The 24114-nt window shown below is 74.7% G+C and carries 20 protein-coding genes; 8 read left to right on the top strand and 12 right to left on the bottom strand.

The genetic code is table 11. From position 1 onward, the window contains the following. The first annotated feature begins 76 nt into the window (after positions 1–76). The gene (locus SNOUR_RS17125) at positions 77–2377 is read left to right on the top strand and encodes an FG-GAP repeat domain-containing protein (protein WP_067347968.1); all 2301 of its coding nucleotides are present in this window, start codon (positions 77–79) and stop codon (positions 2375–2377) included. Between the two features lie 125 nt (positions 2378–2502). Then, positions 2503–2862: an ArsR/SmtB family transcription factor gene (locus tag SNOUR_RS17120; RefSeq protein ID WP_067347965.1), complete on the top strand. Its 360-nt coding sequence runs from the start codon at positions 2503–2505 to the stop codon at positions 2860–2862. Positions 2863–2892: 30 nt separating this feature from the next. Here SNOUR_RS17120 and SNOUR_RS17115 read toward each other — a convergent pair whose 3' ends face one another. Further along, complete coding sequence (locus SNOUR_RS17115) at positions 2893–4995, bottom strand: HelD family protein (RefSeq protein ID WP_067358416.1); 2103 nt, start codon at positions 4993–4995, stop codon at positions 2893–2895. Positions 4996–5475: 480 nt separating this feature from the next. Here SNOUR_RS17115 and SNOUR_RS17110 point away from each other — a divergent pair, with 480 nt between their 5' ends. Both SNOUR_RS17110 and SNOUR_RS17105 read left to right on the top strand, forming a co-directional pair. Beyond that, positions 5476–5685: a hypothetical protein gene (locus SNOUR_RS17110; protein WP_067347963.1), complete on the top strand. Its 210-nt coding sequence runs from the start codon at positions 5476–5478 to the stop codon at positions 5683–5685. Between the two features lie 240 nt (positions 5686–5925). Next, a complete protein-coding gene (locus tag SNOUR_RS17105) occupies positions 5926–7224 on the top strand; it encodes a glycosyltransferase 87 family protein (protein WP_067347961.1) in 1299 nt (432 codons plus the stop codon). 18 nt (positions 7225–7242) lie between these two features. Here the strand turns inward: SNOUR_RS17105 and SNOUR_RS17100 are convergent, their stop codons facing one another. Together SNOUR_RS17100 and SNOUR_RS17095 are read right to left on the bottom strand one after the other, a co-directional pair. Further along, positions 7243–8928, bottom strand: coding sequence for a DNA repair helicase XPB (locus SNOUR_RS17100; protein WP_067347958.1), 1686 nt, complete (start codon positions 8926–8928; stop codon positions 7243–7245). A gap of 136 nt (positions 8929–9064) precedes the next feature. Beyond that, on the bottom strand, positions 9065–11716 hold the full coding sequence (locus SNOUR_RS17095; RefSeq protein WP_067347955.1) for a helicase C-terminal domain-containing protein: 2652 nt from the start codon (positions 11714–11716) through the stop codon (positions 9065–9067). A gap of 163 nt (positions 11717–11879) precedes the next feature. Here SNOUR_RS17095 and SNOUR_RS17090 point away from each other — a divergent pair, with 163 nt between their 5' ends. Continuing rightward, positions 11880–13019 carry a hypothetical protein gene (locus tag SNOUR_RS17090; RefSeq protein ID WP_067347952.1) on the top strand — a complete coding sequence of 380 codons (1140 nt, stop codon included), beginning with the start codon at positions 11880–11882 and terminating at the stop codon, positions 13017–13019. Between the two features lie 89 nt (positions 13020–13108). On the opposite strand, the gene SNOUR_RS17085 is transcribed toward SNOUR_RS17090, so the two are convergent. The 4 genes from SNOUR_RS17085 to SNOUR_RS17070 all read right to left on the bottom strand — a co-directional run bounded on the left by SNOUR_RS17085 (position 13109) and on the right by SNOUR_RS17070 (position 17298). Then, the gene (locus SNOUR_RS17085; RefSeq protein ID WP_067347950.1) at positions 13109–14230 is read right to left on the bottom strand and encodes an ABC transporter substrate-binding protein; all 1122 of its coding nucleotides are present in this window, start codon (positions 14228–14230) and stop codon (positions 13109–13111) included. Between the two features lie 61 nt (positions 14231–14291). Further along, positions 14292–15122 carry an ABC transporter ATP-binding protein gene (locus SNOUR_RS17080; protein WP_067358415.1) on the bottom strand — a complete coding sequence of 277 codons (831 nt, stop codon included), beginning with the start codon at positions 15120–15122 and terminating at the stop codon, positions 14292–14294. Positions 15123–15193: 71 nt separating this feature from the next. Beyond that, positions 15194–16291 carry a FecCD family ABC transporter permease gene (locus SNOUR_RS17075; RefSeq protein WP_067347947.1) on the bottom strand — a complete coding sequence of 366 codons (1098 nt, stop codon included), beginning with the start codon at positions 16289–16291 and terminating at the stop codon, positions 15194–15196. Continuing rightward, entirely contained in the window at positions 16288–17298 is a 1011-nt protein-coding gene (locus SNOUR_RS17070; protein WP_067347944.1) for a FecCD family ABC transporter permease, read from the bottom strand. The genes SNOUR_RS17075 and SNOUR_RS17070 overlap by 4 nt, the downstream gene beginning before the upstream one ends. A 149-nt stretch (positions 17299–17447) precedes the next feature. On the opposite strand from SNOUR_RS17070, the gene SNOUR_RS17065 reads away from it, so the two are divergent. Continuing rightward, a complete protein-coding gene (locus SNOUR_RS17065; protein WP_067347942.1) occupies positions 17448–18122 on the top strand; it encodes an HAD family hydrolase in 675 nt (224 codons plus the stop codon). Here the strand turns inward: SNOUR_RS17065 and SNOUR_RS17060 are convergent. Beyond that, positions 18071–18304 (bottom strand): hypothetical protein, encoded by a 234-nt coding sequence (locus SNOUR_RS17060; protein WP_067347939.1) that lies wholly within the window; start codon positions 18302–18304, stop codon positions 18071–18073. The genes SNOUR_RS17065 and SNOUR_RS17060 overlap by 52 nt on opposite strands. Positions 18305–18544: 240 nt before the next feature. On the opposite strand from SNOUR_RS17060, the gene SNOUR_RS17055 reads away from it, so the two are divergent. Further along, positions 18545–18928 (top strand): cold-shock protein, encoded by a 384-nt coding sequence (locus SNOUR_RS17055; protein ID WP_067347936.1) that lies wholly within the window; start codon positions 18545–18547, stop codon positions 18926–18928. 52 nt (positions 18929–18980) lie between these two features. Here SNOUR_RS17055 and SNOUR_RS17050 read toward each other — a convergent pair whose 3' ends face one another. The 4 genes from SNOUR_RS17050 to SNOUR_RS17035 form a co-directional block, all read right to left on the bottom strand. Continuing rightward, positions 18981–19832, bottom strand: a complete 852-nt coding sequence (locus SNOUR_RS17050) for a 1,4-dihydroxy-6-naphtoate synthase (RefSeq protein WP_067347934.1) — start codon at positions 19830–19832, stop codon at positions 18981–18983. Then, positions 19829–20629: a futalosine hydrolase gene (locus SNOUR_RS17045; protein ID WP_067347932.1), complete on the bottom strand. Its 801-nt coding sequence runs from the start codon at positions 20627–20629 to the stop codon at positions 19829–19831. Before SNOUR_RS17045 ends, SNOUR_RS17050 begins: the two co-directional genes overlap by 4 nt. Before the next feature lie 53 nt (positions 20630–20682). After that, complete coding sequence (locus tag SNOUR_RS17040) at positions 20683–21189, bottom strand: hypothetical protein (protein ID WP_039633738.1); 507 nt, start codon at positions 21187–21189, stop codon at positions 20683–20685. Positions 21190–21282: 93 nt separating this feature from the next. Beyond that, positions 21283–22662: an MFS transporter gene (locus SNOUR_RS17035; RefSeq protein ID WP_067358413.1), complete on the bottom strand. Its 1380-nt coding sequence runs from the start codon at positions 22660–22662 to the stop codon at positions 21283–21285. 404 nt (positions 22663–23066) lie between these two features. Between SNOUR_RS17035 and SNOUR_RS17030 the strand changes: the two genes are divergently transcribed. After that, entirely contained in the window at positions 23067–23972 is a 906-nt protein-coding gene (locus SNOUR_RS17030) for a DUF3027 domain-containing protein (RefSeq protein WP_067347929.1), read from the top strand. Positions 23973–24114: the final 142 nt, after the last annotated feature.

The following is a 24114-nucleotide window of genomic DNA, read 5'->3' as shown; positions in this document are numbered from 1 at the left end:
CGCATTCCGTCGGCTCGGGGGGATTCGCTTCCTTCCGGCCGCCCTCCGGCCCGCACGCGCCTTGCCAGGAGGGCAGATGCCCCGTTCCGCCGTACCTCGTCGCCCGCGCACCCAGGGGCCGGCCGGCCGTTCGCGCCGGCTGGTGACCACTGCCGTCGCACTGGCCCTGGCGGTCACCGCCGGTCCGTTCGTCGCGCCCGCCGTCGCCGCCCCCGCCGCCTCCGCGAGCACCGAAGCCCCCGCCCGGACGCTGAAGATCGCCGCCGGTTCCCAGATCGTGAGCGCGGGCCGCACCGGCTTCCTCTCCGTCGACGCCCAGCACCACGTGCTGTGGACGCGGTACGCGGACGGCGTGACGACGAAGCTGGCCCAGGACGACCCCACGTCCCGGTACGACACGGAGCACGGCACCGCGTCCGACGTCGTGGCCCTCGGCGACAACCCGGTCATGGGCGCCTCCCGCAAGATCACCCTGCGGGACATGACCACCGGGTCGTCCACTCTCGTCGACCTCACCACGTACGGCTACTTCTACCTGGGCACCGTGGGATCGCGGGTCCTGGCGTACGAGCGGGACAAGGACAAGGGCACCGTGCGGGCGCACGTCCTGCAGGCCACGGGCGGGACGGTGACCGACCGGGTGATCACCGGACTGCCCGACAGGACGCGGGAGGTCGACCTGGAGTCGGGCCTCGGCGACCGTGCCGTGCTGCGCTACTCGACGACGGCGCCCGGCGTGGACGACCGGGGCATGTACGACTACGCGGTGGCCGACCTGGCCGCCGCCACGGTCGACACCGACCACGGCATGGTCGGCGGCTACACCTCCCGGACCGCACTGTCCAGCACGCACCTGGCGCTCGCCGGCGGCCTGTTCATGCTCGACGGCGAGTCGTCGTTGCGCACCATGGAGCTCGGCGGGGACCACAAGCGCTGGAGCATGGACCTCAACCATGTCGTCGGCCCGCTGGTCGGCCTGGTGGGCGACTGGGCGCTGTACGGGAACAGCTGGCAGCTCAACGAGGGCACCACCTACACCGGGGCGGACGGGCGGATCCGCGCCGTACCGATCGGTGGCGGCACCCCCCGCACGCTCCTGGAGCACGCCAGCTCCGCCGCGCCCACCCCGGACGGCGACCTGCTGGTGATGGGCGGCACGGTGGAGAACGGGGAGGGGCTCTACCGCGTCTCCCCCGGGGCCGACGGCGCCCCCGTCGCCAAGCTGATGGCGAGCACCGGCGAGCGGACCGGCCTCACCCTGGTCGGGACCGAGGCCCCGGCCGTGGCCGAACTGGACAAGGGCCACTGGCGGCCGCGTTGGCAGCTGTCGCACGGCAACGCCGACGTGACCGTCACCCTGCGCCACACCGCCTCCGGCGCCACCCGGGAGTTCGAGCTCCGGATCGACCCCGCCAAGTGGGAGGACAAGGGCCCGACCTGGGTGGACCTGGACTGGGACGGCCTGCTCGGCCCCTCCTACGCCCCCGACCGGGCCGCCCCCAACGGCGGTTACACCTGGAAGCTGACGGCCAAGCCGCGCAACGGCATCGGCCCGGTCCTCGACGCCGGCGGCACCTTCACGGTGACGCGCCGGCCCGCCCCGCACGACTACGACGACAACGGCACGCCGGACCTGCTGCTCCGCAACAGCTGGGGGGACATGGAGCGCCAGGACACCTACCGCGACCCCGAGGACGCACGGCTCAAGGGCCGGGACGCGGCCCGGATAGGCGGCGGCTGGGACATCTACGACCAGGTCACGGCCGTCGGGAACGTCGCCGGAGCGGTCCACGGCGACCTGGTCGCCCGGGACAAGGCCGGCGTGCTGTGGCTGTACCTGGGCAAGGGCGACGGCAACTTCGACGGCCGCGTCCGGATCGGCGCCGGCTGGGGCGACTACACCCAGCTCACCGGCGGAGGCGACGTCGACGGCGACGGCCGCGGCGACCTGCTGGCCCGTGACTCCGCCGGGGTGCTCTGGCTCTACAAGGGCACCGGCAGCTGGAAGGCGCCGTTCGCCCCCCGGGTGAAGATCGGCGGTGGCTGGAACGTCTACGACCGGATCACCTCGGTCGGCGACGTGGCCGGCGGGCCCGCGGGCGACGTGGTGGCCCGCGACAAGAGCGGGGTGCTGTGGTTGTACCCGGGCAAGGGCGACGGCAACTTCGAGGGCCGGGTGAAGATCGGCGGCGGCTGGGGCGGGTACACCCAGATGATCGGCATCGGTGACGCGAACAGCGACGGCAAGGCCGACCTCCTGGTCACCTCGTCGGGCGGCGACGCGTACGTCTACCACGGCACCGGCGACCGGGGCGCGCCGTTCGCCCCGCGCGAGCAGACGGGGATCTCGGTCTATCCGGGCCAGACGCTGTCCTGAACAAGGGAGTTGGGGGGCGGGCGCCTGCCGGGCGCGCGCCCCGTCCGCAGCCGGAGGGCGCCGTGCCGAGCCCTAGGGTGGGCGCGGGGGAGAGGTCGTGTTCTCTATCGGTGAGGCCGGATTCCATGGCTGAGGACAGGGGCGAGGGCGAGCTGCTGGAGCAGCCGGACGTCGCGGACATCGAGCTGGTGAAGGTGCTGCACGCGCTCGGGGACCCGACGCGGCTGCACCTGCTCGGGGTCTACGCGAACGGCGGGCGGTACGACTGCTCGTCGGAGCGGCTGGGCGTCGCGCACCTGCACAAGTCGACGGTGTCGCACCACATGCGGATCATGCGGCAGGCCGGGATCACCTCGACCCGGGTGGTCGGGCGCAACCGCTATGTGCGGCTGCGCCGCGCCGAACTCGACGCACGGTTCCCCGGGCTGGTGGACACGCTGGTACGGGCGATGGAGGCCGGCGACGGGCCGGCCGCCGGGAACTGACGGCCGTCGGGAACCGGCCCCCGCCCGCCGTCAGGCGTTCCCCAACTGCTCCGGCAGGTCCGCCGCGTGGACGATCGTCAGGCCGGAGACCGGGCGGGTCAGGCACACGTACAGGCGGCGCAGGCCGGTCCGCTGGTCCGGTTCGCCGTCCACGATCGCCGCCGGCTCGTCGACCACCACGTAGTCGTACTCCAGGCCCTTGGCCAGGGTGGCCGGCACCAGCGTCAGCCGGGCGTCGGCCGAGGTCTCCGCCCCCGGGGGCAGAGCGCTGATGCCCGCCTCCTCAAGTGCCGCACGCAGCACCGGAATACGGGCGTCCGCGGCGATCAGGCCGATCGAGCCCTCCTTGGCCAGCGCGTCGTGGCAGGCCGCGAGGACCGTCGCGTCCAGGTCCGCGGGCCGCACCGTACGGATCGCGAAGTCGCCCGCCGACTCGCGGATGGAGGTGGCCTCCTTCAGGTCGGGCGCGATCGCCGGCAGCAGACGGGACGCGTAGGCGATGACCTCGCGCGGCACACGGAAGCCCTGGGTCAGCTCCTCGACGGCGGCACCGGGCTTGCCCAGATGGGCCAGCGCCTGCTGCCAGGTGTCGGTCGACCAGGGGGTGGTGCCCTGGGCGATGTCGCCCAGGATCGTCGCCGAGCCCGTGGTGCAGCGGCGGCCCACCGCGCGGTACTGCATGGGGGACAGGTCCTGCGCCTCGTCCAGCACCACATGGCCCAGCGAGTGCGTGCGGGTCACCAGGTCCGTCGCCTCGTCGACCAACACCGCGTCCGCCGAGGACCACTTGGCGCTCTTGACGCTGCGCGGCGCCCGCTTTCCCGATCCGGGCAGCGGCCACAGGATCGCCTTCTGCTCCTCGTCGGTGAGGATCCCGTCCGCGTGCGCGGCGAGGAAGTCGGCGTCGCTCAGCAGCCGCAGCACCAGCTTCGCCGGATCGACCGGCGGCCAGATCGCCTTGACCGCCGCCTTCACCGCGGCATTACGGGCCACCGCGTCCTGCACCCGGTCGTCGGGCGCCTCGCCGGCCTGCTCCATCCGCACCAGGACGGCGTGCGCGATCCGCTGCGGCAGCGCCTCGCGGGCCGCGCCGTAACGGATGTCGCGGTCCCGCAACTCCTGCACGATCTCTTCGAGTTCATACGCCGGAACACGCCAGCGGCGGGACCCGCGGATCACCACACAGGGCTCCTGCGGCGACGCGATGTGCGAACGGAGCGCCCGACGCAGCACCTCCGCCATCCGCGCGTCGCCCTTGACCGTGGCCGCGGTGGCGTCGTCCGTGCCGCGCACCTCCACGTGGTCGACCAGGTCGTCGATCGTGGCCTGCTTGACCTCCAACTCCCCCAGGGCGGGCAGCACCTGCTCGATGTACTGGAGGAAGGAGCGGTTCGGGCCGATCACCAGGGTGCCGGAACGGGCCAGCCGCTCCCGGTGGGCGTACAGCAGGTACGCGACCCGGTGCAGGCCCACCGCGGTCTTGCCCGTACCGGGTGCCCCCTGGACGCAGACCGTGCCGCCGATGCCGGCCCGGACGATCTCGTCCTGCTCGGGCTGGATGGTGGCGACGATGTCCCGCATCGGGCCGACGCGCGGGCGCTCGATCTCCGCCTGGAGGAGGGCGCTGGTGGTCTCGGCCTCGGCCGGGTCGGTGAGGTGCTCGTCCTCGTAGGCGGTCAGCTCGCCGCCGGTGTAGCCGAAGCGGCGGCGCAGCCTGAGGTCCATCGGGTCCTTCTTGGAGGCCCGGTAGAACGGCTGGGAGACCGGCGCGCGCCAGTCGATGACCATGGGGTCGCCGTCGGCGTCGTGGACATGGCGCCGGCCGACGTAGAAGCTTTCCCCGGCGGCGCCCTCGGCGAGATCGACGCCGGGGGCGTGGAGGTAGTCGAGCCGGCCGAAGAACAGCGGGGTGCCGGAGAGGTCCGCGAGGGCCTTGATGCGGGCGTCGATCTCGCCCTGGAGGACCTCGGCGTTGACCCAGTTCGCGGTGACGTCCGCGATGTTCAGGGACTCGGCGTCCTCGCGCATGGCGCGGAGGGCGGCACGGGAGGCGGCGAGGTGCGCGCGCTCCCGCCGCAGCGGGCCGGCGTCCTGCGCGGCGTCCTGGGAGGGGCGGTGGTCGGGTGGCGGGATGAGGCTTTCGGCGCTTGGCGCCGGCGTGGGGGGGCGGTGGTCGGGTGGCGGGATGAGGCTTTCGGCGCTTGGCGCCGGCGTGGAGGGGTGGTGGTCGGGTGACGGGTGGGCGTGCGAGGGCACGGCTTGCCTCCGATAGCGGGTCTTTCCTTGGTGTGCGGCGCGACGGCAGGCGTCCGGCGACGGGGCGACGGCGTGCGACGGCGTGGTGCGAAGGCCGACCGGTTTCCGACCGGACGGTGGCACTCCCCTGACGGGAGGCAGGCAGGCGGGCGATTGTAGTGCGCAGCTATCCGGGGCGCCAACGGATTTGTGCCGGGCCCCGCCCCGGTGGCGGATCACCGTGCTCGGGAGGGAGAGCGCGCCAGGAGCGTAGGTCTCCCGTAGGGGACGGTGTGGACCCAGAGGTGGATGCCGGGGCGCCGGGAGATGGAACCGTGGGGCGATGTGCGCCGATCGCGTGAAACGGATGATGGAGACATGAGCAGCGCAACGATCTCCTCAGTCTCCGTCCACGCCGTCCCCCGCCGCTCGGCCAACGGTGCCACGGCTCTCGGCACCGATGCCGCCACCGGTTCGGCGGCCGTCCGCGAGCACCGTCACCCGGTGGGCGGCGCCCTTCGCGCGGTGAAGGTCTTCGCCGCAGCCGCGTTCAGTGTGGTGGTGATGGGCGAGTACGCCGAGGGATGAGGCGCGGCACGCCGCGGGAAGCACCACCGCGCGCCGCCGGCGAACCTTCTAGCCACGCGCGTCCTGCCACCGTCACGGGCACCGAACGGTCGGGCAGGATCGGAATTACGCACCATTCGTGTGCGTGAGCGCCGATTCCGCATGGACATCCGGTTGACCGGAAAGCGTTACGGGCGGTCGGTCTCTGTCCGTTAGCGTCGCCACAGAGAGCGCGCTCAGGGCGACGAGGAGGGGTCAACGGTGTCTGCCGCCGACGGGACGGGGACGTGGACGTGGAGACGCACCTGGGCGCAGAGCATCGCCAGCCCCGGCCGACTGGCGCTGGGGGCGGGCCTGCTGGTGCTGTCCTTCGCCGCGCTCTATGCGCTCTCCCTGGTCGTGCAGCTCCCGATGTCCGACATAGAGGTGTACCGCGCCGAGGGCCAGGCCGCCGCGACCGGCGGTGATCTCTACGGCTTCACGGTCACCAAGTGGGCGCTCCCGGCGACGTACCCGCCGTTCGCCGCCCTGCTGTTCATCCCCACCACCTGGGTCTCGCTGACCACCCTCAAGGTCACCTGCGTCCTGGTCAACGCCGCCCTGCTGGCGCTGCTGATCCACCTCTCCTGCAGGGCCGCCGGGCTGCGCCGGGCCGCGTACTCCGCGCCGCTCGTCCTCGTCACCACCGCCCTCGGCCTCTGGCTCGAACCGGTCTTCCAGACCGTGGTCTTCGGGCAGATCAACCTGGCCCTGGCCTGCCTGGTCCTGTGGGACCTCTCGCGGCCGGACGGCGCCCGCTTCAAGGGCTTCGCCACCGGCCTCGCCGCGGGCATCAAGCTCACCCCCGCGATCTTCGCGGTCTATCTGCTGATCACCGGGCGGGTGAAGGCGGCGTTCACCGCCCTCGCCGGATTCGTGGTGTCGGTGCTGCTGGGCGCGCTGGTGCTGCCCGCGGCGAGCGTCGAGTTCTGGACGCGGCGGATGTTCGAGACGCAGCGGGTCGGCAAGGTGTGGATCGTCGACGACCAGTCGCTCCAGGGGCTGCTGGCGCGGCTCCTGCACACCACCGAACCCGGGATGTGGTGGCTGGCGGCGGCCGCGGTCACCGGCGCGGCCGGGCTCTGGATCGCCCGCCGGGTATATGTCCGCCGCGGCCTGGACCTGTGGGGCGTGCTCGCCACCGCCGTCGTCGCGCTGCTGGTCTCGCCGATCAGCTGGTCGCACCACTGGGTCTGGTGCATACCCCTGGTGGCCGCGCTGGTCGCGCACGCCCGGCGGGATGTGTGGCGCTGGGCGCTGGCCACCGCCGTCACGGTCGCCTTCGCCGCCCGTTCGATGTGGGCGCTCCACCACCGGGGCACCCTGGCCCTGCACTTCAGCTGGTGGCAGCAGCCGCTCGCCGCCCCCTACCCGGTGCTCGGGCTGGCCCTGCTGGCCGCGCTGGCCTGGTGGACGCGCGGGGCGCCCGGCCGTGCCGACGCCCCCCGAGGCCGCTCGGCCGCCCGCGTCCCCGCGCCGCGCGTCGACGCCCGCCGACCCACCGGCAGCCCGACGAGCTGACCCCGCCGCCGCCCGGCATCACGCCGGGGCGGGATCGTCCTCCCCGGCGGTGAGGTCGTCCCCACCGGTGGTCAGCAGTTCGTGGGCGTCCATGATCCGGTAGGCGTAGCCCTGTTCGGCCAGGAAACGCTGGCGGTGCGCGGCGAAGTCCTGGTCGATGGTGTCGCGGGCGACCACCGAGTAGAAGCGGGCCTCGTGGCCGTCGGCCTTGGGGCGCAGCACCCGGCCCAGCCGCTGGGCCTCCTCCTGGCGGGAGCCGAAGGTGCCGGACACCTGGATCGCGACCGTGGCCTCCGGCAGGTCGATGGAGAAGTTCGCGACCTTGGACACCACCAGCACCGAGATCTCGCCCTCCCGGAAGGCGTCGAAGAGCTTCTCGCGCTGCGCGTTGCTCGTCTCGCCCTTGATCACCGGCGCGTCGAGGTGCTCGCCCAACTCGTCGAGCTGGTCGATGTACTGCCCGATGACCAGGGTCTGCTCGCCCGCGTGCCGGCGCACCAGCGCCTCGGTCACCCGCTGCTTGCTGTCCGTGGTCGCACAGAAGCGGTACTTCTCCTCCGCCTCGGCCGTGGCGTACGCCAGCCGCTCCGAGTCGGTCAGGTCCACCCGCACCTCGACGCAGTCGGCCGGCGCGATGTAGCCCTGCGCCTCGATCTCCTTCCACGGGGCGTCGAAGCGCTTGGGCCCGATCAGCGAGAAGACGTCCGACTCCCGGCCGTCCTCCCGCACCAGCGTCGCGGTGAGCCCCAGCCGCCGCCGCGCCTGGAGGTCGGCGGTGAACTTGAAGACCGGCGCGGGCAGCAGGTGCACCTCGTCGTAGACGATCAGGCCCCAGTCCCGGGAGTCGAACAGCTCCAGGTGCGGGTAGACGCCCTTCCGCTTGGTCGTCAGCACCTGGTAGGTGGCGATGGTGACGGGACGGATCTCCTTCTTCGTCCCGCTGTACTCGCCGATCTCGTCCTCGGTCAGCGAGGTGCGCTTGACCAGCTCGTGCTTCCACTGGCGGGCCGAGACGGTGTTGGTGACGAGGATCAGCGTGGTGGCCTTGGCCTGCGCCATGGCGCCCGCGCCGACCAGCGTCTTGCCGGCGCCGCAGGGCAGCACCACGACGCCCGAGCCGCCGTGCCAGAAGCCCTCCACGGCCTGCGACTGATAGGGGCGCAGCGCCCAGCCGTTCTCGTCCAGCTCGATCGGGTGCGCCTCGCCGTCGACGTAGCCGGCCAGGTCCTCGGCCGGCCAGCCGAGCTTGAGCAGCGTCTGCTTGATCTGCCCGCGCTCGGAGGGGTGCACCACGACGCTGTCCGGGTCGATCCGCGCGCCGACCAGTGGCTGCACCTTCTTCGAGCGGAGGATCTCCTCCAGCACCGGGCGGTCGGTGCTGGACAGCACCAGGCCGTGCGCGGGGTGCTTGGTGAGGGTCAGCCGGCCGTACCGCGACATGGTCTCGGCGACGTCGACGAGCAGGGCGTGCGGCACCGGATACCGCGAGTACTGCACCAGCGCGTCGACGACCTGCTCGGCGTCGTGGCCGGCGGCCCGCGCGTTCCACAGTCCGAGCGGCGTCAGCCGGTAGGTGTGGATGTGCTCCGGCGCCCGCTCCAACTCGGCGAACGGCGCGATGGCCCGCCGGCAGGCGTCCGCCAGCTCGTGGTCCACCTCCAGCAGCAGCGTCTTGTCGCTCTGGACGATGAGGGGTCCGTTCACGCGCCTCGCCTTTCGCTTTCCGGGGCCGAACCGTCGGGCCGCGGCCGCCGGAACGGCCGAACGTGCCAAACGTCCAGTGTGCCGCATTGCGCCGACACGGTGGCCCGGTCCGCGGGAGGGTCTGTTCCCGCGCAGGTCAGACCGCGTCGTCGGCCAGTTCCGAGACGCCGGTGATGCGGTGTAGGGGGTAGGTGCGGACCTCGTCGGAGGTGTGGTCGTAGGCGGTGACGTAGCCGCCTTCGACGCGGACGGGGGCGATCACCCGCTGGCTGGCGGCGCCGTCCGCGTTGACGTAGCCGATCCAGACGGGGGAGCTGGTGAGGACCGCGGCCTGCATGGTGGCCAGCGTCTCGGCGGAGGTGGTGCGGGGCAGTGCGCCCGGGGTCGACGGCGCGGTGTCGGCGGGTGCGGCGGCGGGCTTGCGTGCGGCGGTGGCGGCGAGGTCGCCGGCGCGGATGGCGCGCACCGCCGCCTCCAGCAGGGTGCGGTCGGGCGGTGGCGGGCCGTCGGGCACCGGGGTCGGGGCCGTCCGGGGCGGGGTGCGGTAGGAGTCGGCGCGGGCCACCAGGACGTCGCCGGCGGCGGATTCGGCGGCCGGGGCGTAGCCCATCGCCCGCAGGCCGTCGAGGAGTTGCTCGGGGGCGGACTGGGCGGCCAGCACGGTCGGGGCCAGCCGGCGCAGCCGCAGGGCGGCGGCGCGGCGGTCGGCGAGGATCTCGGAGAGCAGCGCGTCGTCGTCGCAGCGGACGTAGGCGCTGGCCGCGCCGACCCGCAACTGGCCGTGTTTGCGGGCCACATCGTCGATGAGGTACGCGAGCGGCTGGGGGACCGGGGTGCGGGAGTGGGTGGTGAGGAACTCCTGGAGCTCGGCGGCGGACCGGCCGGCGTCCAGGGCGCGGCGCACCGAGGCCGGGGTGAAGCGGTAGACCGTGGCGCCGCCCTTGGACTCGATGTCGGCCAGCACCGCGAGCGCCTCGGCGAGCGGGCGGCGCAGCGGGCCGGGCGCGACGGCGGTCAGGTCGGCCTGGAGCAGGATGTGGTCGAGCGGTTCGGGGAGCAGCGGGGCGAGCAGGGCGGCGGCGCGGACCGCGGTGGCGGTCGCCTCGGCGGGGGTGAGGGGGGTGAGGGGGGTGAGGGCGGCCGCGGTCGTGCTCGCGTCCGTGTCCGCGTCCGTGTCCGCGCGTGGTCCGGTGTCCGCTTCCGCGCTCGGGCCCGTGTCGCCGGTGGTGCGGAGCAGGGTGCGGCCGTGGGCGGCGAGTGCGCCGCGGCCCGTGACGCCCAGCAACTCGGCCTCGACGAGGGTCCATTGGGCGAGTCGGGAGCGGAGGTCGTCGGTGGGGGTGGGGCCGGCGGCGCCGTCCGCCGCGGTGGACGGGGGCGCGGCCTGGGCCGGTCCCTGGGGCGGGGACGACGCGGCCGGGGGCTGGGTGGCGGGGGCGGCGGCGCGCAGCGGGCGTTCCCAGCGCAGTCGGGAGAGCAGGGCCCGTTCCGGTACGGAGGTGCCGGGCGGGAGGGTGGCCAGCAGGGTCAGTACCCGGTGGCGGACCTCGGGGGCCGGGGAGCGGTCCAGGTGCGGGCCGAGGGCGGCCAGGGCACGGCCCTTGGCGTCGGCGGTGCCGACCACGCCGGGGGTGCGGGTGGCGGGGAGCCAGGCGGCGACCAGGGCCGCCCAGCGCTGGTGGTCGGGCAGCTGCAGCCAGTCCTCGGCGGCCGGGGTGGCGGCGTAGCGCTCGTCGGCCTCGCCGTCGGAGGCGATCAGCCCGGCCGCGTGGGCGAGTTCGAGCCAGAAGGCGGCGAGCGGCTCGGTGGTGTCCAGGGCGACCGCGGTCCGCTTGAGGTCGCGGACGCTCAGACCGCCGGCGCGCAGGACGGGCGGGCCGCCGAGGTCCCACTCCTTGAGCAGCTCCTCGACGGTGGCCAGGGCGGTGAACGCCTGGCTCGCGGCGGCGTTGTCCACAAGCTGTGGATCGCGGGCGGTGGCCGGTTCGAGGGCGGGCGGCACCGGCTCGGGCGCGTGGTGCGCACGCCCGGCGCGCAGGTGGAGCGCCGCCTCCCGGGGCAGCACGACGTTGCGGGCGCCCGCCGGGAGCAGCAGCCCGCGGTCCAGCAGCCACTGCAGATGCGCGGCCGGTCGGTCGGTGACCGCCCCGTACGGCGGGCCCCACAGCAGCTTGTCCAGGACGGCGACGGCCTCGGCGGGCGCGGTGTCCAGCAGCGCGGCCATCCGGGCGCGGTCGCGGAAGAGGCCGGTGAGGGCGGCGACCGCGGACACCGGGTCGTGCGTGGCGGGCAGGCCGGCCGCATCCAGGATCTCCTGGATGCGGCCCGGCGACATCCCGGCGGTGGCCTCGGCGACGGTCGGGCCCAGCCCGGTCGGGGAGGGGCGGGCGGGGCTCGGGGTGAGGAGTTCCCGGGCGGTGCGCACCAGCCGCAGCCGGTCGTCCGGGCCCCACACCAGGGCCTGGGCGCGCAGCGCCGCCACCGCCCGGGGCAGCGCCGCGGCGACCGCGGTGTCCCCGGCGTCCCCGGCCATCAGCGCCGCCAGCGTCGGGTACGGGCAGGGGTCCGGGGCGATCGCCAGCGCCTCGGCGGTCTGCAGGGCGAAGGTGTCCAGCCGCTCCACCGCCCGGACCACCGACGCCCGGGTCCCGGCCCGGGTGGCCAGCTGCGTCAGATCGCCCGGCACCGGGTTGAGCAGGTCGGGCCGGGCCCGCAGCAGGCCGGCGAGCCCGCGGTCCGAGCGGGTCCTGAGCTCCTCGGCGAGGGTGCGGGGGGTAGCGGTGGTCATTCGTCCTACGTTAGCCGGGCCGGGAAGACGGCGGGAGGAGGTGACCGCGGTGCGCGGTGGCCCGCCCCCGGTCCGTGCGCCCCTCCGCGGGCGGCCCGGGGCGGTGGCGCGGGCCCGCGCGGTACCGTCGGGGCAGCAACCAGCGCACGCCGCAGGGGATTTCGTGGGGATCGAGAGCGAGCAGCTCGTCTTTGACTATCTGAGCCGGGTGGGCGACCTGGCCCAGCAGCGGGGGCTGTCGTCCGGCGCCCGGATGCGGCTGGTGATCTCGCTGCGCGCCGAGATCGACGCGCAGAAGGCCGACCAGAAGGCCGATTCGGTGCCCGGGGTGAAGCGGATGCTGGCCCGGCTGGGCACGCCGGAGGCGGTGGTGCGGGCCGCGGCCGACGCGGACGGTGCCGGCGGCGGGGCCGCGGCGCGGCCGGTCGGGCCGCAGGGAGGGCCCGCGGAGCCGGCCCGACCCGCGCAGTGGGGCGGCGCCCGCGAGAAATTCGGCGGGCTGATCGGCAAGGTCCCCGGGCCGCGCGACGAGGCCGTGCCGCAGGAGGGCGGGCGGCGGCCGGGTTTCCTCAAGAAGCGCGGTGCCCGGCCGGCCGTCCCGGAGGCGCAGCCGGCCGCCGCACCGCCCCATCTGGCCGGCGCCGACGAACTGGGGGACGCGGAGGACCCGCCCGACTGGTGGCGGCTGGAGGCCGCGCCCCACGAGGCGGCGGACACGGCGGACGCGGTGCCCGGGTTCGTCGGCGGTATCGAGATCCCGGAGGTCTGGGAGCGGCCGGAGGAGAAGGACAAGGGCGGCGAGGGCGCGCCGGCGGAGGAGGAGGGCGGCACCGGGCGCCGGCGGGTGCCGCCGGGCCTGCTGCGGCGGACGCTGGGCCGGCGGCCCGCCCAGGAGGCGGCGGCCGAGTCGGCGGGCGAGCCGGAGGACGCGGCGGACGGGACGCCCGCACCGGTACCCCTGCGGGCGTGGCTCAGCCCGGTGTTGACGCTGGCGGTGCTGCTGCTGGTGGCCGGTGCGGTGGTCGGCTCCTGGCTGGCGCTGGCCGGCGGCTGGGGCCTCGCCTACGTCTCGCGCCGGCTCAGCCGCACGGAGACCAAGTTCGCCGCGCTGGGCGTCCCGGGCATCGTCGCCGGCGGCCTGGTGATCTGGATCTGGGGCCGCAACGACGGCCGCTGGGGCGCCCCGATCGCCCCGGGCCACCTGGGCGGGGAACTGCTCGCCGGCCTGCCGGGCGTGGTGCGGGTGGCGGCGGTCGCCTCGGCGCTGTTCCTGCTGTGGCGGATGCGGCGGGCGGCCGGCTGAGGCGCGGGCGGCGCGCGCCGGGGCGGGCGCCGCGCCCCGCGGCCGTGCCGACACCCGACCGCCGGGGCCGGCCGCCGCCCGTGCCACCGCTACTTCTTGGCCAGCCGCTGCTGGATCTCGTCCAGGATCTTGTCGGCCGCGGTGTAGCCGATGCCCTGGATCCACAGCTGGTCGTCGACGCGGATCGACCTGCCGTCCTTGACGGCCCGGAGGTTCTTCCACAGGGGGCCGGCGGTGATCTGGGCCTCCTTGGACTTCTCGGGGCTGCCGTAGGTGGAGTAGAAGACGGCGTTGGCGTCGGCCTTGGTGATCTGCTCGGGGCCGACCTCGACCATCAGGCCGTTCCGTGCGCCGTCGACGACGGAGGTGGGGCCGGTGCCGATGTCGTCGAGGACCGTGCCGATGTAGCTCTGGCAGCCGTAGATGCGGGTGTCGGCGCCCTCGACGAAGCGGACGACGTTGGCGCGCAGGGCGCGGGCCTTGGCCGGGCCGCCCAGGGCCTGGGTGACGCGCTCGGCGTGCGACCGGTAGGCCGCGACGACGCGCTCGGCCTCGGGGATCTTGTTCAGCGCGGCGGCGTGGACGGCGAAGTTCTGCTTCCACGGGTAGCCGGTGGTCTCGGTCATGACGGTGGGGGCGATCTTCTTCAGCTCGGCGTAGCGCTGGCCGTCGCGGACCTTGCTGGTGAGGATCAGATCGGGCTTGAGGGCGGCGATCGCCTCCAGGTTGGGGGCGCCGATCCTGCCGACGTCCTTGATGCCGGCGAGCTTCTGCTGCGGCAGGTAGTCGAGGAAGCCGGAGTCGACGTCGGAGCGGGTCGCGCCGACGGGGGTGACGCCGAGGGTGAGCGCGGAGTCCAGCTCGGCGCTGTCCAGGACGACGACGCGCCGCGGGGTGTCGGGGACGGTGACCTCGCCCGCCGCGGTGCGGACCGGGTGGCTGCCGCCGCCCTGGGGGGCCGGCTCGGGCCAGGTGGTGGTGGGCTGCGCGGGGCAGGTGGCCGCCTTGAAGGTGCCGTCGGGGCCGGCGGCGGAGGCGCCGGAGTCCGTGCCGCTGCCGCAGGCGGTGAGCAGGAGCGCGCCGGCGGCGGCGACCGCGGCGGCCCGGGCGGTGCCGCCGCGGCGCGGCCGCGCGCCGGCTGTGGGGACGCACGGGGCCGGGTGGGAGGAAAGGTGCGAGCGGGACGTAGCCGGGTGGGTGGAGCGGGTCATGGCGGCCCTTTCGGCTCGGCGGCGGGGAGGTCGGCGGGGCGGGAGCCTCGCCGAGCAGACGTCACTGCCGGGGTTCCCTTTCCCAGGGACGGCCCGGAACCACCAGGGGCGAGCCGGTCACCGGGTCCGGGACGACCACCGCGTCCAGGCCGAAGACCTCCCGGACCAGGTCGGCCGTGACGACCTGCCCGGGGCGGCCCTGGGCGACGATCCGGCCCGCCTTCATGGCCACCAGGTGGTCGGCGTAGCGGGCGGCCTGGTTGAGGTCGTGCAGGACGGCGACGACGGTCCGTCCGCGCTCGTGGTTGAGCTGGCGCACCAGGTCCAGGACCTCCACCTGGTGGGCGATGTCCAGATAGGTGGTCGGCTCGTCCAGCAGGAGCAGATCGGTCTCCTGGGCCAGCGCCATGGCGATCCAGACCCGCTGGCGCTGGCCGCCGGAGAGCTCGTCGACCGCGCGGTCCGCCAGCGCCGCCACGTCGGTCCGCGCCATCGCCTCGGAGACCGCCCGTTCGTCCTCCGTCGACCACTGCTGCCACCACCGCTGGTGCGGCTGGCGACCGCGGGCCACCAGGTCCGCGACGGTGATCGCCTCCGGTGCGACCGGGGTCTGCGGCAGCAGGCCGAGCGACTGGGCGATCTTCCGGGTGGGGATCTTTGCCAGGTCCGTGCCGTCCAGCAGGACCGTGCCGCGGCGCGGTCGCAGCAGCCGCCCCAGGGCGCGCAGCAGTGTCGACTTGCCGCAGGCGTTGGGGCCGACGACGACGGTGACCGCGCCGTCGGGCACGTCCACGTCCAGGCCCTCGACGACGGTGCGCTCCTCGTAGGAGAGGGTCAGGTCGCGGGCCGTCAGACGGGCGGTGGTCTGTGGTGCGGTGGTCCCCTGGGCGATGGGTTCCTCGGCGGTGGTCTCCGGGGCGGCGGGGCCCGTCCCGGCCGCCGGCCGCGGTGTGCCGGTACCGGTCACGCGTTTCCTCCTGTGGCCCGGCCACGGGCCCGGTGGCCCCTGACGATCAGCCAGATCAGATACGGGGCGCCGACCGCGGCGGTCAGCACGCCCACCGGCAGCTCGGTCGGCGCGAGCAGCTTGCGGGCGAGCAGGTCGCCGAGGACGACGATGACGGCGCCCAGCAGGGCGGAGTTCAGCAGCGGGATCTGCGCGGTCCGGGTCAGCCGGCGGGCGATCTGCGGGGCGAGCAGGGCGACGAAGTCCACCGGCCCGGCGGCGCCGGTCGCCATCGACGCCAGCACCACGCCGACCGCCACCAGCCCCAGCCGGGTGCGGCCCAGCCGGATGCCCAGCGCGGTCGCGGTGTCGTCGTCCAGGGACACCGTGCGCTGGGCGCGGGCCGCCCACAGGACGGCCGGCAGCAGCACCAGCAGCGCCCACCCCAGGGGCGCCGCCTCCGCCCAGCCGCGTCCGTTGAGCGAGCCGGTCATCCAGACCTGGGCCTGCTGGGCCACCAGGTAGTCGCCCTTGGTGAGGAACAGCTGGGTGACCGAGCGCAGCGCCACCGCGAAGCCGATGCCGATCAGTACGAAGCGGGTGGCGTGCAGCCCGCCGCGCCAGGCGAAGACGTAGACCAGGACGGCGGCCAGCACCCCGCCGGCGACCGAGACGTAGGGCAGGACCGCGAACGAGGTGACGCCGAAGGTCATCGCGCCGACCGTCACCGCCCCGGCGCCCTGGGTGACGCCGATGATGTCCGGGCTGGCCAGCGGATTGCGGGCGACGGTCTGGATCAGCCCGCCGGCGACCCCGAAGGCCGCGCCGACCAGCAGCCCGACCACCATCCGGGGCAGCCGCAGCGTCCCCACGACGAGTTCCTGCGCGGACGGCCGGCCCGTCAGCACCTTGAGCACCTCGGAGGGCGCCACCCAGCTCTCGCCGGCACACAGGTACGCCACGGACACCACGGCCAGGAGGACCGCGAGCACGGCGGCGACCACGGTGGCGCGCCGGTGCAGCAGGAAGGAGCCGCGGCCGGCCCGGACCAGCGCGTACCCGGCGGGGCGGACCGCGCCGGGGCGGGTGGCGGGGGAGATCCCGGGGGCCGTCATGCCGCCACCGCCCGCCGCCGGACCAGGGTCACCAGGAACGGCACGCCGATCAGCGCGGTCATCACGCCCGCCGGGACCTCCGACGGCGGGAAGAGCACCCGCCCGACGGTGTCCGAGACCAGCACGACGACCGGGCCGAGCAGTGCGGCCATCGGCAGCGCCCAGCGGTGGTCGCCGCCCACCAGGGCGCGGGCCAGGTGCGGGACGGCCAGGCCGACGAAGGCGATCGGGCCGGCCGCGGCCACCCCCGCGCCGGTCAGCACGGTCGCGCCGAGCCCGCCCACGATCCGCACCGCGGCGACGTTCTGGCCCAGTCCCCGGGCGACGTCCTCGCCGAGCGCCAGGGCGTCCAGTCCACGCGCCACCGACAGCACCAGCACCGCGCCGACCAGCAGGAACGGCCAGATCTGGGCGGCCACCGCGGCATCCCGGCCGGTGAGCGAACCCACCTGCCAGAAGCGGAACTCGTCCAGCGCCGCGGCCCTGGTGGTGAGGACCGCCATCGACACCGACACCAGCAGCGCGTTGATCGCGGCGCCGGAGAGCGCCAGCTTGACCGGGGTGGCGCCGCCCCGGCCGCGGGTGGCGACGCCGTAGACGACGACGGCGGCGATCCCCGCGCCGGCGAACGCGAACCAGACGTAGCCGGTGAGGGTGTGCACCCCGGCGAAGGCGATGGCACAGACCACGGCGGCCGCGGCGCCCTGGCTGATGCCGAGGATGCCGGGGTCGGCGATCGGGTTGCGGGTGATGCCCTGCATGACCGTGCCGGCCATCGCCAGCGCGGCGCCCACCATCAGCCCGATCAGGGTGCGCGGCAGCCGCAGGTACCGCACGACCTGCGCGGCGTCGTCGGTGCCGCCGTGGACGAGGGCGTCGAGCACCGCGGACGGCGCGAACGCGCGGCTGCCGACGGCGAGCGAGAGGACCACCGCGAGCAACAGCGCCAGCACCGCCACCGCGGTCAGGCCGAGCCGTCGGCTCCGTTTCCGTTGCGTCACGGGCATGGCATCACGGGCGTCGGGTCCATTCGCGCGGTCTGGAGCTGTCGGACGGGCGACCGCGGGCACCCGGTGGGGCCCGCGGTTAGGTAAGGCAAGGCTAACGCTACGTCCTGGTCGCCGCGGTCCGCGGGGGCGTGGGCACAATGGCAGGCATGGCTGCGCATCCCCTGACCGTCGGGTTCGACCTCGACATGACGCTGATCGACTCCCGCCCGGGCATCAAGGCCGCCTACGAGGCGCTCGCCGCCCGCACCGGTACGTACATCGACGCGGACGCCGCGGTGACCCGGCTCGGGCCGCCGCTGGAGCAGGAGATCCGCCGGTGGTTCCCCGAGGAGCGGGTGGCCGAGATCAGCGACGTCTACCGGGAGCTGTACCCCGCGCACGCCGTCGCCGGCACCCTGGCGATGCCCGGCGCGCGGGAGGCGGTCGACGCGGTGCACGCGGCCGGCGGCCGGGCCGTCGTCGTCACCGCCAAGTACGAGCCCAACGCGAAGCTGCACCTGGCCCACCTGGGCATCGCCGCGGACGCGGTCATCGGCTCACTGTGGGCGGAGGCCAAGGCCGAGGCGCTGCGCGAGCACGGCGCGCGCGTCTACGTCGGCGACCACACCGGCGACGTGCGCGGCGCGAGGGCCGCGGGCGCGCTGTCCGTCGCGGTCGCCACCGGCCCGTGCGGCGCCGACGAACTCCGCGCGGCCGGCGCCCAGGTCCTGCTCGACGACCTGACCGCTTTCCCGTCGTGGCTGGATCGTTACGTAGCGGATCCGGATCGTTACCCGGCGGGTGGCGTCGACGGGGATGGCGCGAGGGCCGCCTCCGCCTGACGGCGTTGGGCGACCACGGAACGCAGCACTCCGTAGCCCGCGATCAGGAAACCGGCGCCCATCAGCATGGACACCCAGTAGAACTCCCACGGCAACGGCTTCGTGCCGAGGAACAGCGGTAGCACCGTGACGAGAGTGGCCAGTGCGCCAACTAGGAACACGATCGCGCCGATTCGGACCATCAGATCCCCGGCCTGGGGCGTTTCATCAGACACCTGACCAGGGTAAGTCCGGGCGAGAGGCGCCGAGGATCCCCCTGGCGACGTCTTGTCACCGGGCCCCGGACCATTAGCCTTGGGGGAGGCGGGCTCGGTGGCCCGCTGCACTGTTATCCGGACCAATTTTCTCAACGCCGCGGCTCCACACGCTGCCTGCCGCGGACCAGCCCGCATTTCCCGACGAGTACGAGGACGAGGACAGACGTGCCTACCGGCAAGGTCAAGTGGTTCAACAGCGAGAAGGGCTTCGGCTTTCTCTCCCGCGACGACGGCGGTGACGTCTTCGTACATTCGTCGGTGCTGCCCGACGGCGTGGAGGCGCTCAAGCCCGGCCAGCGCGTCGAATTCGGTGTCGTCGCAGGCCAGCGCGGAGACCAGGCACTGAGCGTCATCCTCCTCGATCCGACCCCCTCGCTCGCCGCGGCCCAGCGGCGCAAGCCCGACGAGCTCGCCTCGATCGTGCAGGACCTCACCACGCTCCTGGAGAACGTCACCCAGCAGCTGGAGCGCGGGCGTTACCCCGACAAGGCGCACGGCGGCAAGATCGCCGGCATGCTGCGGGCGGTCGCCGACCAGCTCGACGTCTGAGCCGGACCGCCCGCGCTCCCGAAGCGGCCGCGGGCGGCCGCACCGACATCCTTCAGAGGAACTTCAGCGCATCGCGGCCGAGGGGCGGAACGAGCCCCTCGGCCGCGGCGCGGGTGAGCAGCCCGCGCACCGCGGCGTAGCCGTCCTCGCCGAGGTCGGCGGTGAACTCGGTGACGTACAGCCCGATGTGCTGGTCGGTCACCTTCGGGTCCATCTCCTGGGCGTGCTCCAGGACGTACGGACGGGAGACCTCCGGGTCGTCCCAGGCCATCCGGACCGACGTGCGGACCGCCTCCGCCAGCCGGCGCAGCACCGGCTCGCCCAGCGACCGCTTGGCGATGATCGCGCCCAGCGGGATCGGCAGACCGGTGGTCAGCTCCCAGTGCTCGCCCATGTCCGCCAGGCAGTGCAGCCCGTAGTCCTGGTACGTGAAACGGGCCTCGTGGATCACCAGGCCGGCATCGACCTTGCCGTCCCGCACGGCCGGCATGATCTCGTCGAACGGCAGCACCACGACCTCGCCGACCCCGCCCGGCACCGCCTCCGCCAGCCACAGCCGGAACAGCAGGTACGCGGTGGACCGCTCGCTGGGCACCGCGACCGTCTTGCCCGCCAGGTCCGCCGCCGCCCCGGGCCGACGGGTCAGCACCAGCGGGCCGCAGCCGCGCCCCAGCGCCCCGCCGCAGGGCAGCAGCGTGTACTCCTCCAGCACCCACGGCAGGACCGCGTAGGACACCTTCAGCACGTCCAGCTCGCCGCGCTCGGCCAGGCCGTTGGTGACGTCGATGTCGGCGAGGGTGACCGCCAGCTCCGGCGCGTCCGGGACCCGGCCGTGCACCAGGGCGTCGAAGACGAAGGTGTCGTTCGGGCACGGGGAGTAGGCGATGGACAGCGGCCGGGTCACGGGGTCCTCCGGAGGGTGTGGGGTGGCGATGCCGGAGCCCCGGGCGACGTCGCCGCTGGGGCGCCCGCCAGGGCTCCGGGGAACGTGCGGAAGGCGTCGGTCAGCGCGGCGAGGGCAGGACCGATCCGCCAGGCGGCGCGGTCCCGGGGGCCCACCGTGTTGGAGATCGTGCGCAGCTCCAGCACGGGCAAGCCGTGCGCGGCGGCCGCCTCGGCGACGCCGAACCCCTCCATCGCCTCGGCCAGCACCCCCGGGTGACGTGCCGCCAGCTCGGCGGCACGGGCGGCGCTGCCGGTGACCGTGGAGACCGTGACGACCGGTCCGACCGCCCCGCCGGTCGCCGCCGCGACGGCCGCGACCAGCGCCGGGTCGGGCAGGTGCACCGTGGTCCCGAAGCCGAGTTCGGTGACCGGGACGAAGCCGTCGGGGGTCTCGGCGCCCAGGTCGGCGGCGACGATCGCGTCCGCGACGACCACCGAGCCCAGGGGCGCGCCGGACGGGTGGCCGGGGGAGGAGCCGGGACCGGGGGCGAAGCCGCCGCCGATGCCGGCCGAGACGACCAGGTCGTACGGGGTGCCGGCGAGGGCGGCGGCGGTGAGCGCGGTGGCGGTGCCGGCGGCCGCGGCGGCCGGGCCGACGCCGGCCGCCAGGACGTCCGGGGCCGGCACCCCGTACGACCTGGTGGGCGCCTGGTGCAGCGTGTGGCCGCCGGGCAGCGGGCGGTGCGCGTAGCCGTCCCCGGCGGCGCACACCGCGTCGCGCTCCGCGGCCACCGCGGTGACCACCAGCGCCCGCATCAGACGCCCCGCACCGTGTGCCGCCGGTCCCCGGCCCCCGCGCGCAGCGCCGCTCAGTCCTTCAGCTTCAGGTTGACGTGCCACAGGGCCGTCGGGCCCTCGCCCTGGGCCTTGCCGGCCTCGGCGACCAGCAGGGTGACCTCGGGGAGGTAACCGCTCTGGCCGGTCATCGGGTTGGTCTGCTTGAAGATCTCGTCCACGCTGAACGAGCGGTAGGTCTCGGTGGTGGGCTGCATGAAGGGCTGCCCGCCGACGACGAACCAGCCGGACTTGGCCACCTTCGGGTCGACGCCCACCCGGATCTTCTCGCCCGGCTGCACCGTGAGGGTGTCGGCGCCCTTCTTGGAGATGCAGTCCTTGACGGTCTTCTGGTCGAGGGACTTGCCGTTGCCGTCACATCCGGGGGTCACCTCCGCCGTCACCGTCTTCGAGCCGACGGTCACGGTGGCCAGCGAGGTCGGCTGCTGGCAGGCGGAGAGGGTGAGCAGGCCCAGGGTCATGGCACCGAGGGCAGCGGCGGCGCGGCGGCCCTTGCCCCGGGAGATCAACGCAGCGGTCATACGGGGCAGGCTATCGGGCGTCCCGGCGCGCGCCACGCGCGGGTGCGGCGCGCCGCGACCCGGCCCGCCGCACGGGGTGGCCCGCGCGTCCCGTCACACCACCCGCGGGGCCGGCCGGCCGCCGCTCCGGGCCGCGTCGAGCAGCCCCCGCACGGCCAGTGCGGCGCCCAGCGCCACCAGGCCGGCGGCCGCCGTCATGCCCAGCGTGCCGATCAGCGGCAGCGCGATCCCGAGCGCGCCGCCCACCACCCACGCCAGCTGGAGCACCGTCTCGGACCGGGCGAACGCCGAGGTCCGCACCGCCTCCGGCACGTCCCGCTGGATCATCGCGTCCAGCGACAGCTTGGCCAGCGCCTGGCACAGCCCCGCGGTGGCCGCCGCCGCGGTCACCACCACGGGCGCCAGCACCTCGTAGAACAGCGCCGCCAGCACCGTCGCGCCCAGTGCCAGACCCAGTATCGCGGCGACGATCCGCTCCGGTCCGCGCGCCTTCAGCCCGGCGCCGACCGCCGTGCCCAGCGCGTTCCCGGTCCCGGCGGCCACCGCGACCAGTCCCAGTGACGCCGCCGCCCCCAGCCCGCCCAACGGGTGCTCGCGCAGCAGGAACGCCAGGAAGAAGGTGAGGAAGCCGGAGAGCGAGCGCAGCGCCGCGTTCGCCTGGAGGCCGTGCAGGACGGACGGGCCGACCGTGCGCAGCCCCGGCCGCCGTCCGCCCGGCCCGGTGGGGAACGTGCCGTCCCGGGACGCCAGCCGGGCCCGGGCCTCGCCCTTGCCCGAGTCCACCGTGTGCGGCAGCGAGAACGACAGGAACGCCCCGGTCAGGAACACCGCGCACGCCCCGTACAGCGGCCAGGCGGGCCCGATCAGGTGCAGCCCGGCCCCCACCGGCGCGGCCACCCCGGTCGCCAGCAGCCCCGCCAGCGTCACCCGGGAATTGGCCTTCACCAGTGAGACCCGCGGTGGCAGCAGCCGCGGCACCACCGCGCTGCGCACCACCCCGTACGCCTTCGACGACACCAGCACCCCCAGCGCCGCCGGATACAGCTCCAGCCCGCCGCCGGCCACCGCCCCCGACATGGTCAGCGCCAGCACCGCCCGGGCCAGCATCGAGCCGGCCATCGCCGCCCGGCGGCCGTGCGGCAACCGGTCCAGCAGCGGCCCCACCACCGGCGCCAGCAGCGCGAACGGCGCCATGGTGACCGCCAGGTACAGGGCCACCCGCCCCCGTGCCTGATGCGTCGGCACCGAGAAGAACACCGTGGAGGCCAGCGCGACCGTGATCATCACGTCACCCGCGGCGTTCACCGCGTGCAACTCGATCAGCTTCGCCAGTCCCGATTCGCCCGCGCCCTGTGCGTGGGTGGCGCGCCGCACGCCCCGGGCCGCGGCGGCCAGCGGCCGGTGCAGCGCGCGCCCGGCCGCCCGGCCCGCCCGGCGGACCTTCGACGTCCTCGACGCCCTGACGGCTGCCACCTGGTCATACTGCCCCAACTCGCCCCATCTAGGGCGGTTTCTCCTCCTGGGCGGGCGGGGCGCATCGGCCTCCTGGCGGTCACCGCGATACCCCCGCCCGACCGCGATCGGTGAGATTTGCTGCTCCCGCCGAGGGGTCGTGCAGCGTTGAAGGGGTAGCGTGTCCAGAGCGCCACCGGCGGTCTGTTTCGGCCGCGTACCTCATTTCCCTGCGATCGCGCAGAATAGGACGTAAGAGGTGCGCTCGACCGAACGAACCAGTTGGGCGCGGACGTCGACGCGGTCCCCAGGTCCGCTCCGCCCGCCCCGGCCCCCGCAGGTCGTCCAGACAGGACCAGGACAGCCCCGGCTGGCGCACTCGTGAGACGGCGTGGAAGAGAGAATCGATTCTTGTGAGTGCTGCGATGCGAAGCCGTACCCCTGACCGCCTGTGCGCCGAGGCGGTCGACCTCGCCCGCGCGGCGGCCGAAGAGGTCGCCACGCCCGGCATGGTCGGTGAGCACATCGATGCCGTCGCCGAGGCGGACCGCGTCGTCACCCATCTCTTCGACTGCAGGGAGCCCGGCTACCGCGGTTGGCGCTGGGCGGTGACGGTCGCCCGCGCCTCCCGCGGCAAGATCGTCACCCTCGACGAGTCGGTCCTGCTGCCCGGCCCCGACGCGCTGCTGGCACCCGAGTGGGTGCCCTGGAGCGAACGGCTGCGCCCCGGCGACATGGGCCCCGGCGACCTGCTGCCCACCGAGGCCGACGACCTGCGGCTGGAGCCCGGGTTCAGCGGTGAGGACACTCCGCCGCCGAACTCGCCGGTAGCCGAGGGCATGGCCGCCGACGTCGCCGACACCGAGGAAGCGGACGTCGTCCCCGGTTCGCCCGCGATCCAGCCGGCGCCCGCCCGCGGCGGCATCGGCGCGGTCGCCGAGGAACTGGGCATGGCCCGCGCCCGGGTCCTGTCCCGCTACGGCCTGCACGCCGCCGCCGACCGCTGGGAAGAAGCCTTCGGCCCCAAGACCCCGATGGCCCAGGCGGCCCCCGCCAGCTGCGTGAGCTGCGGCTTCCTGACGCCGATTGCCGGCTCGCTGCGGCAGGCGTTCGGGGTCTGCGCGAACGAGTTCTCGCCGGCGGACGGCCGCGTCGTCTCGCTGTCGTACGGCTGCGGCGCGCACTCGGAGGCCGCCGTGATGCCGAAGCCGCCGAAGCCGGCGGAGCCGGTGCTCGACGAGACCGTGGTCGAGCCGGTGGCCATCCGGCCGGCGGCCGACGGGGGGTCCGTGGAGGACGGCGGGCCGGCGGAGGAGTTGGGTCACAGCTAGGGCCCATCGGACAGGCCCTAGGGGTTGTGGTGGGGCGGGTTCGCCGCTTCGCCTTCGCCTGCTGTTGCTTGTGGTGGGTTTCGGGGGCCTGTGGGGCGGGCCTACGGGGGTGGTTGTCGGACTGCTGCGCTTACGTCCGACA

Source organism: Streptomyces noursei ATCC 11455, from assembly GCF_001704275.1.
GTDB classification, from domain to species: domain Bacteria; phylum Actinomycetota; class Actinomycetes; order Streptomycetales; family Streptomycetaceae; genus Streptomyces; species Streptomyces noursei.
This window is presented reverse-complemented; position numbering and strand designations above follow the sequence as displayed.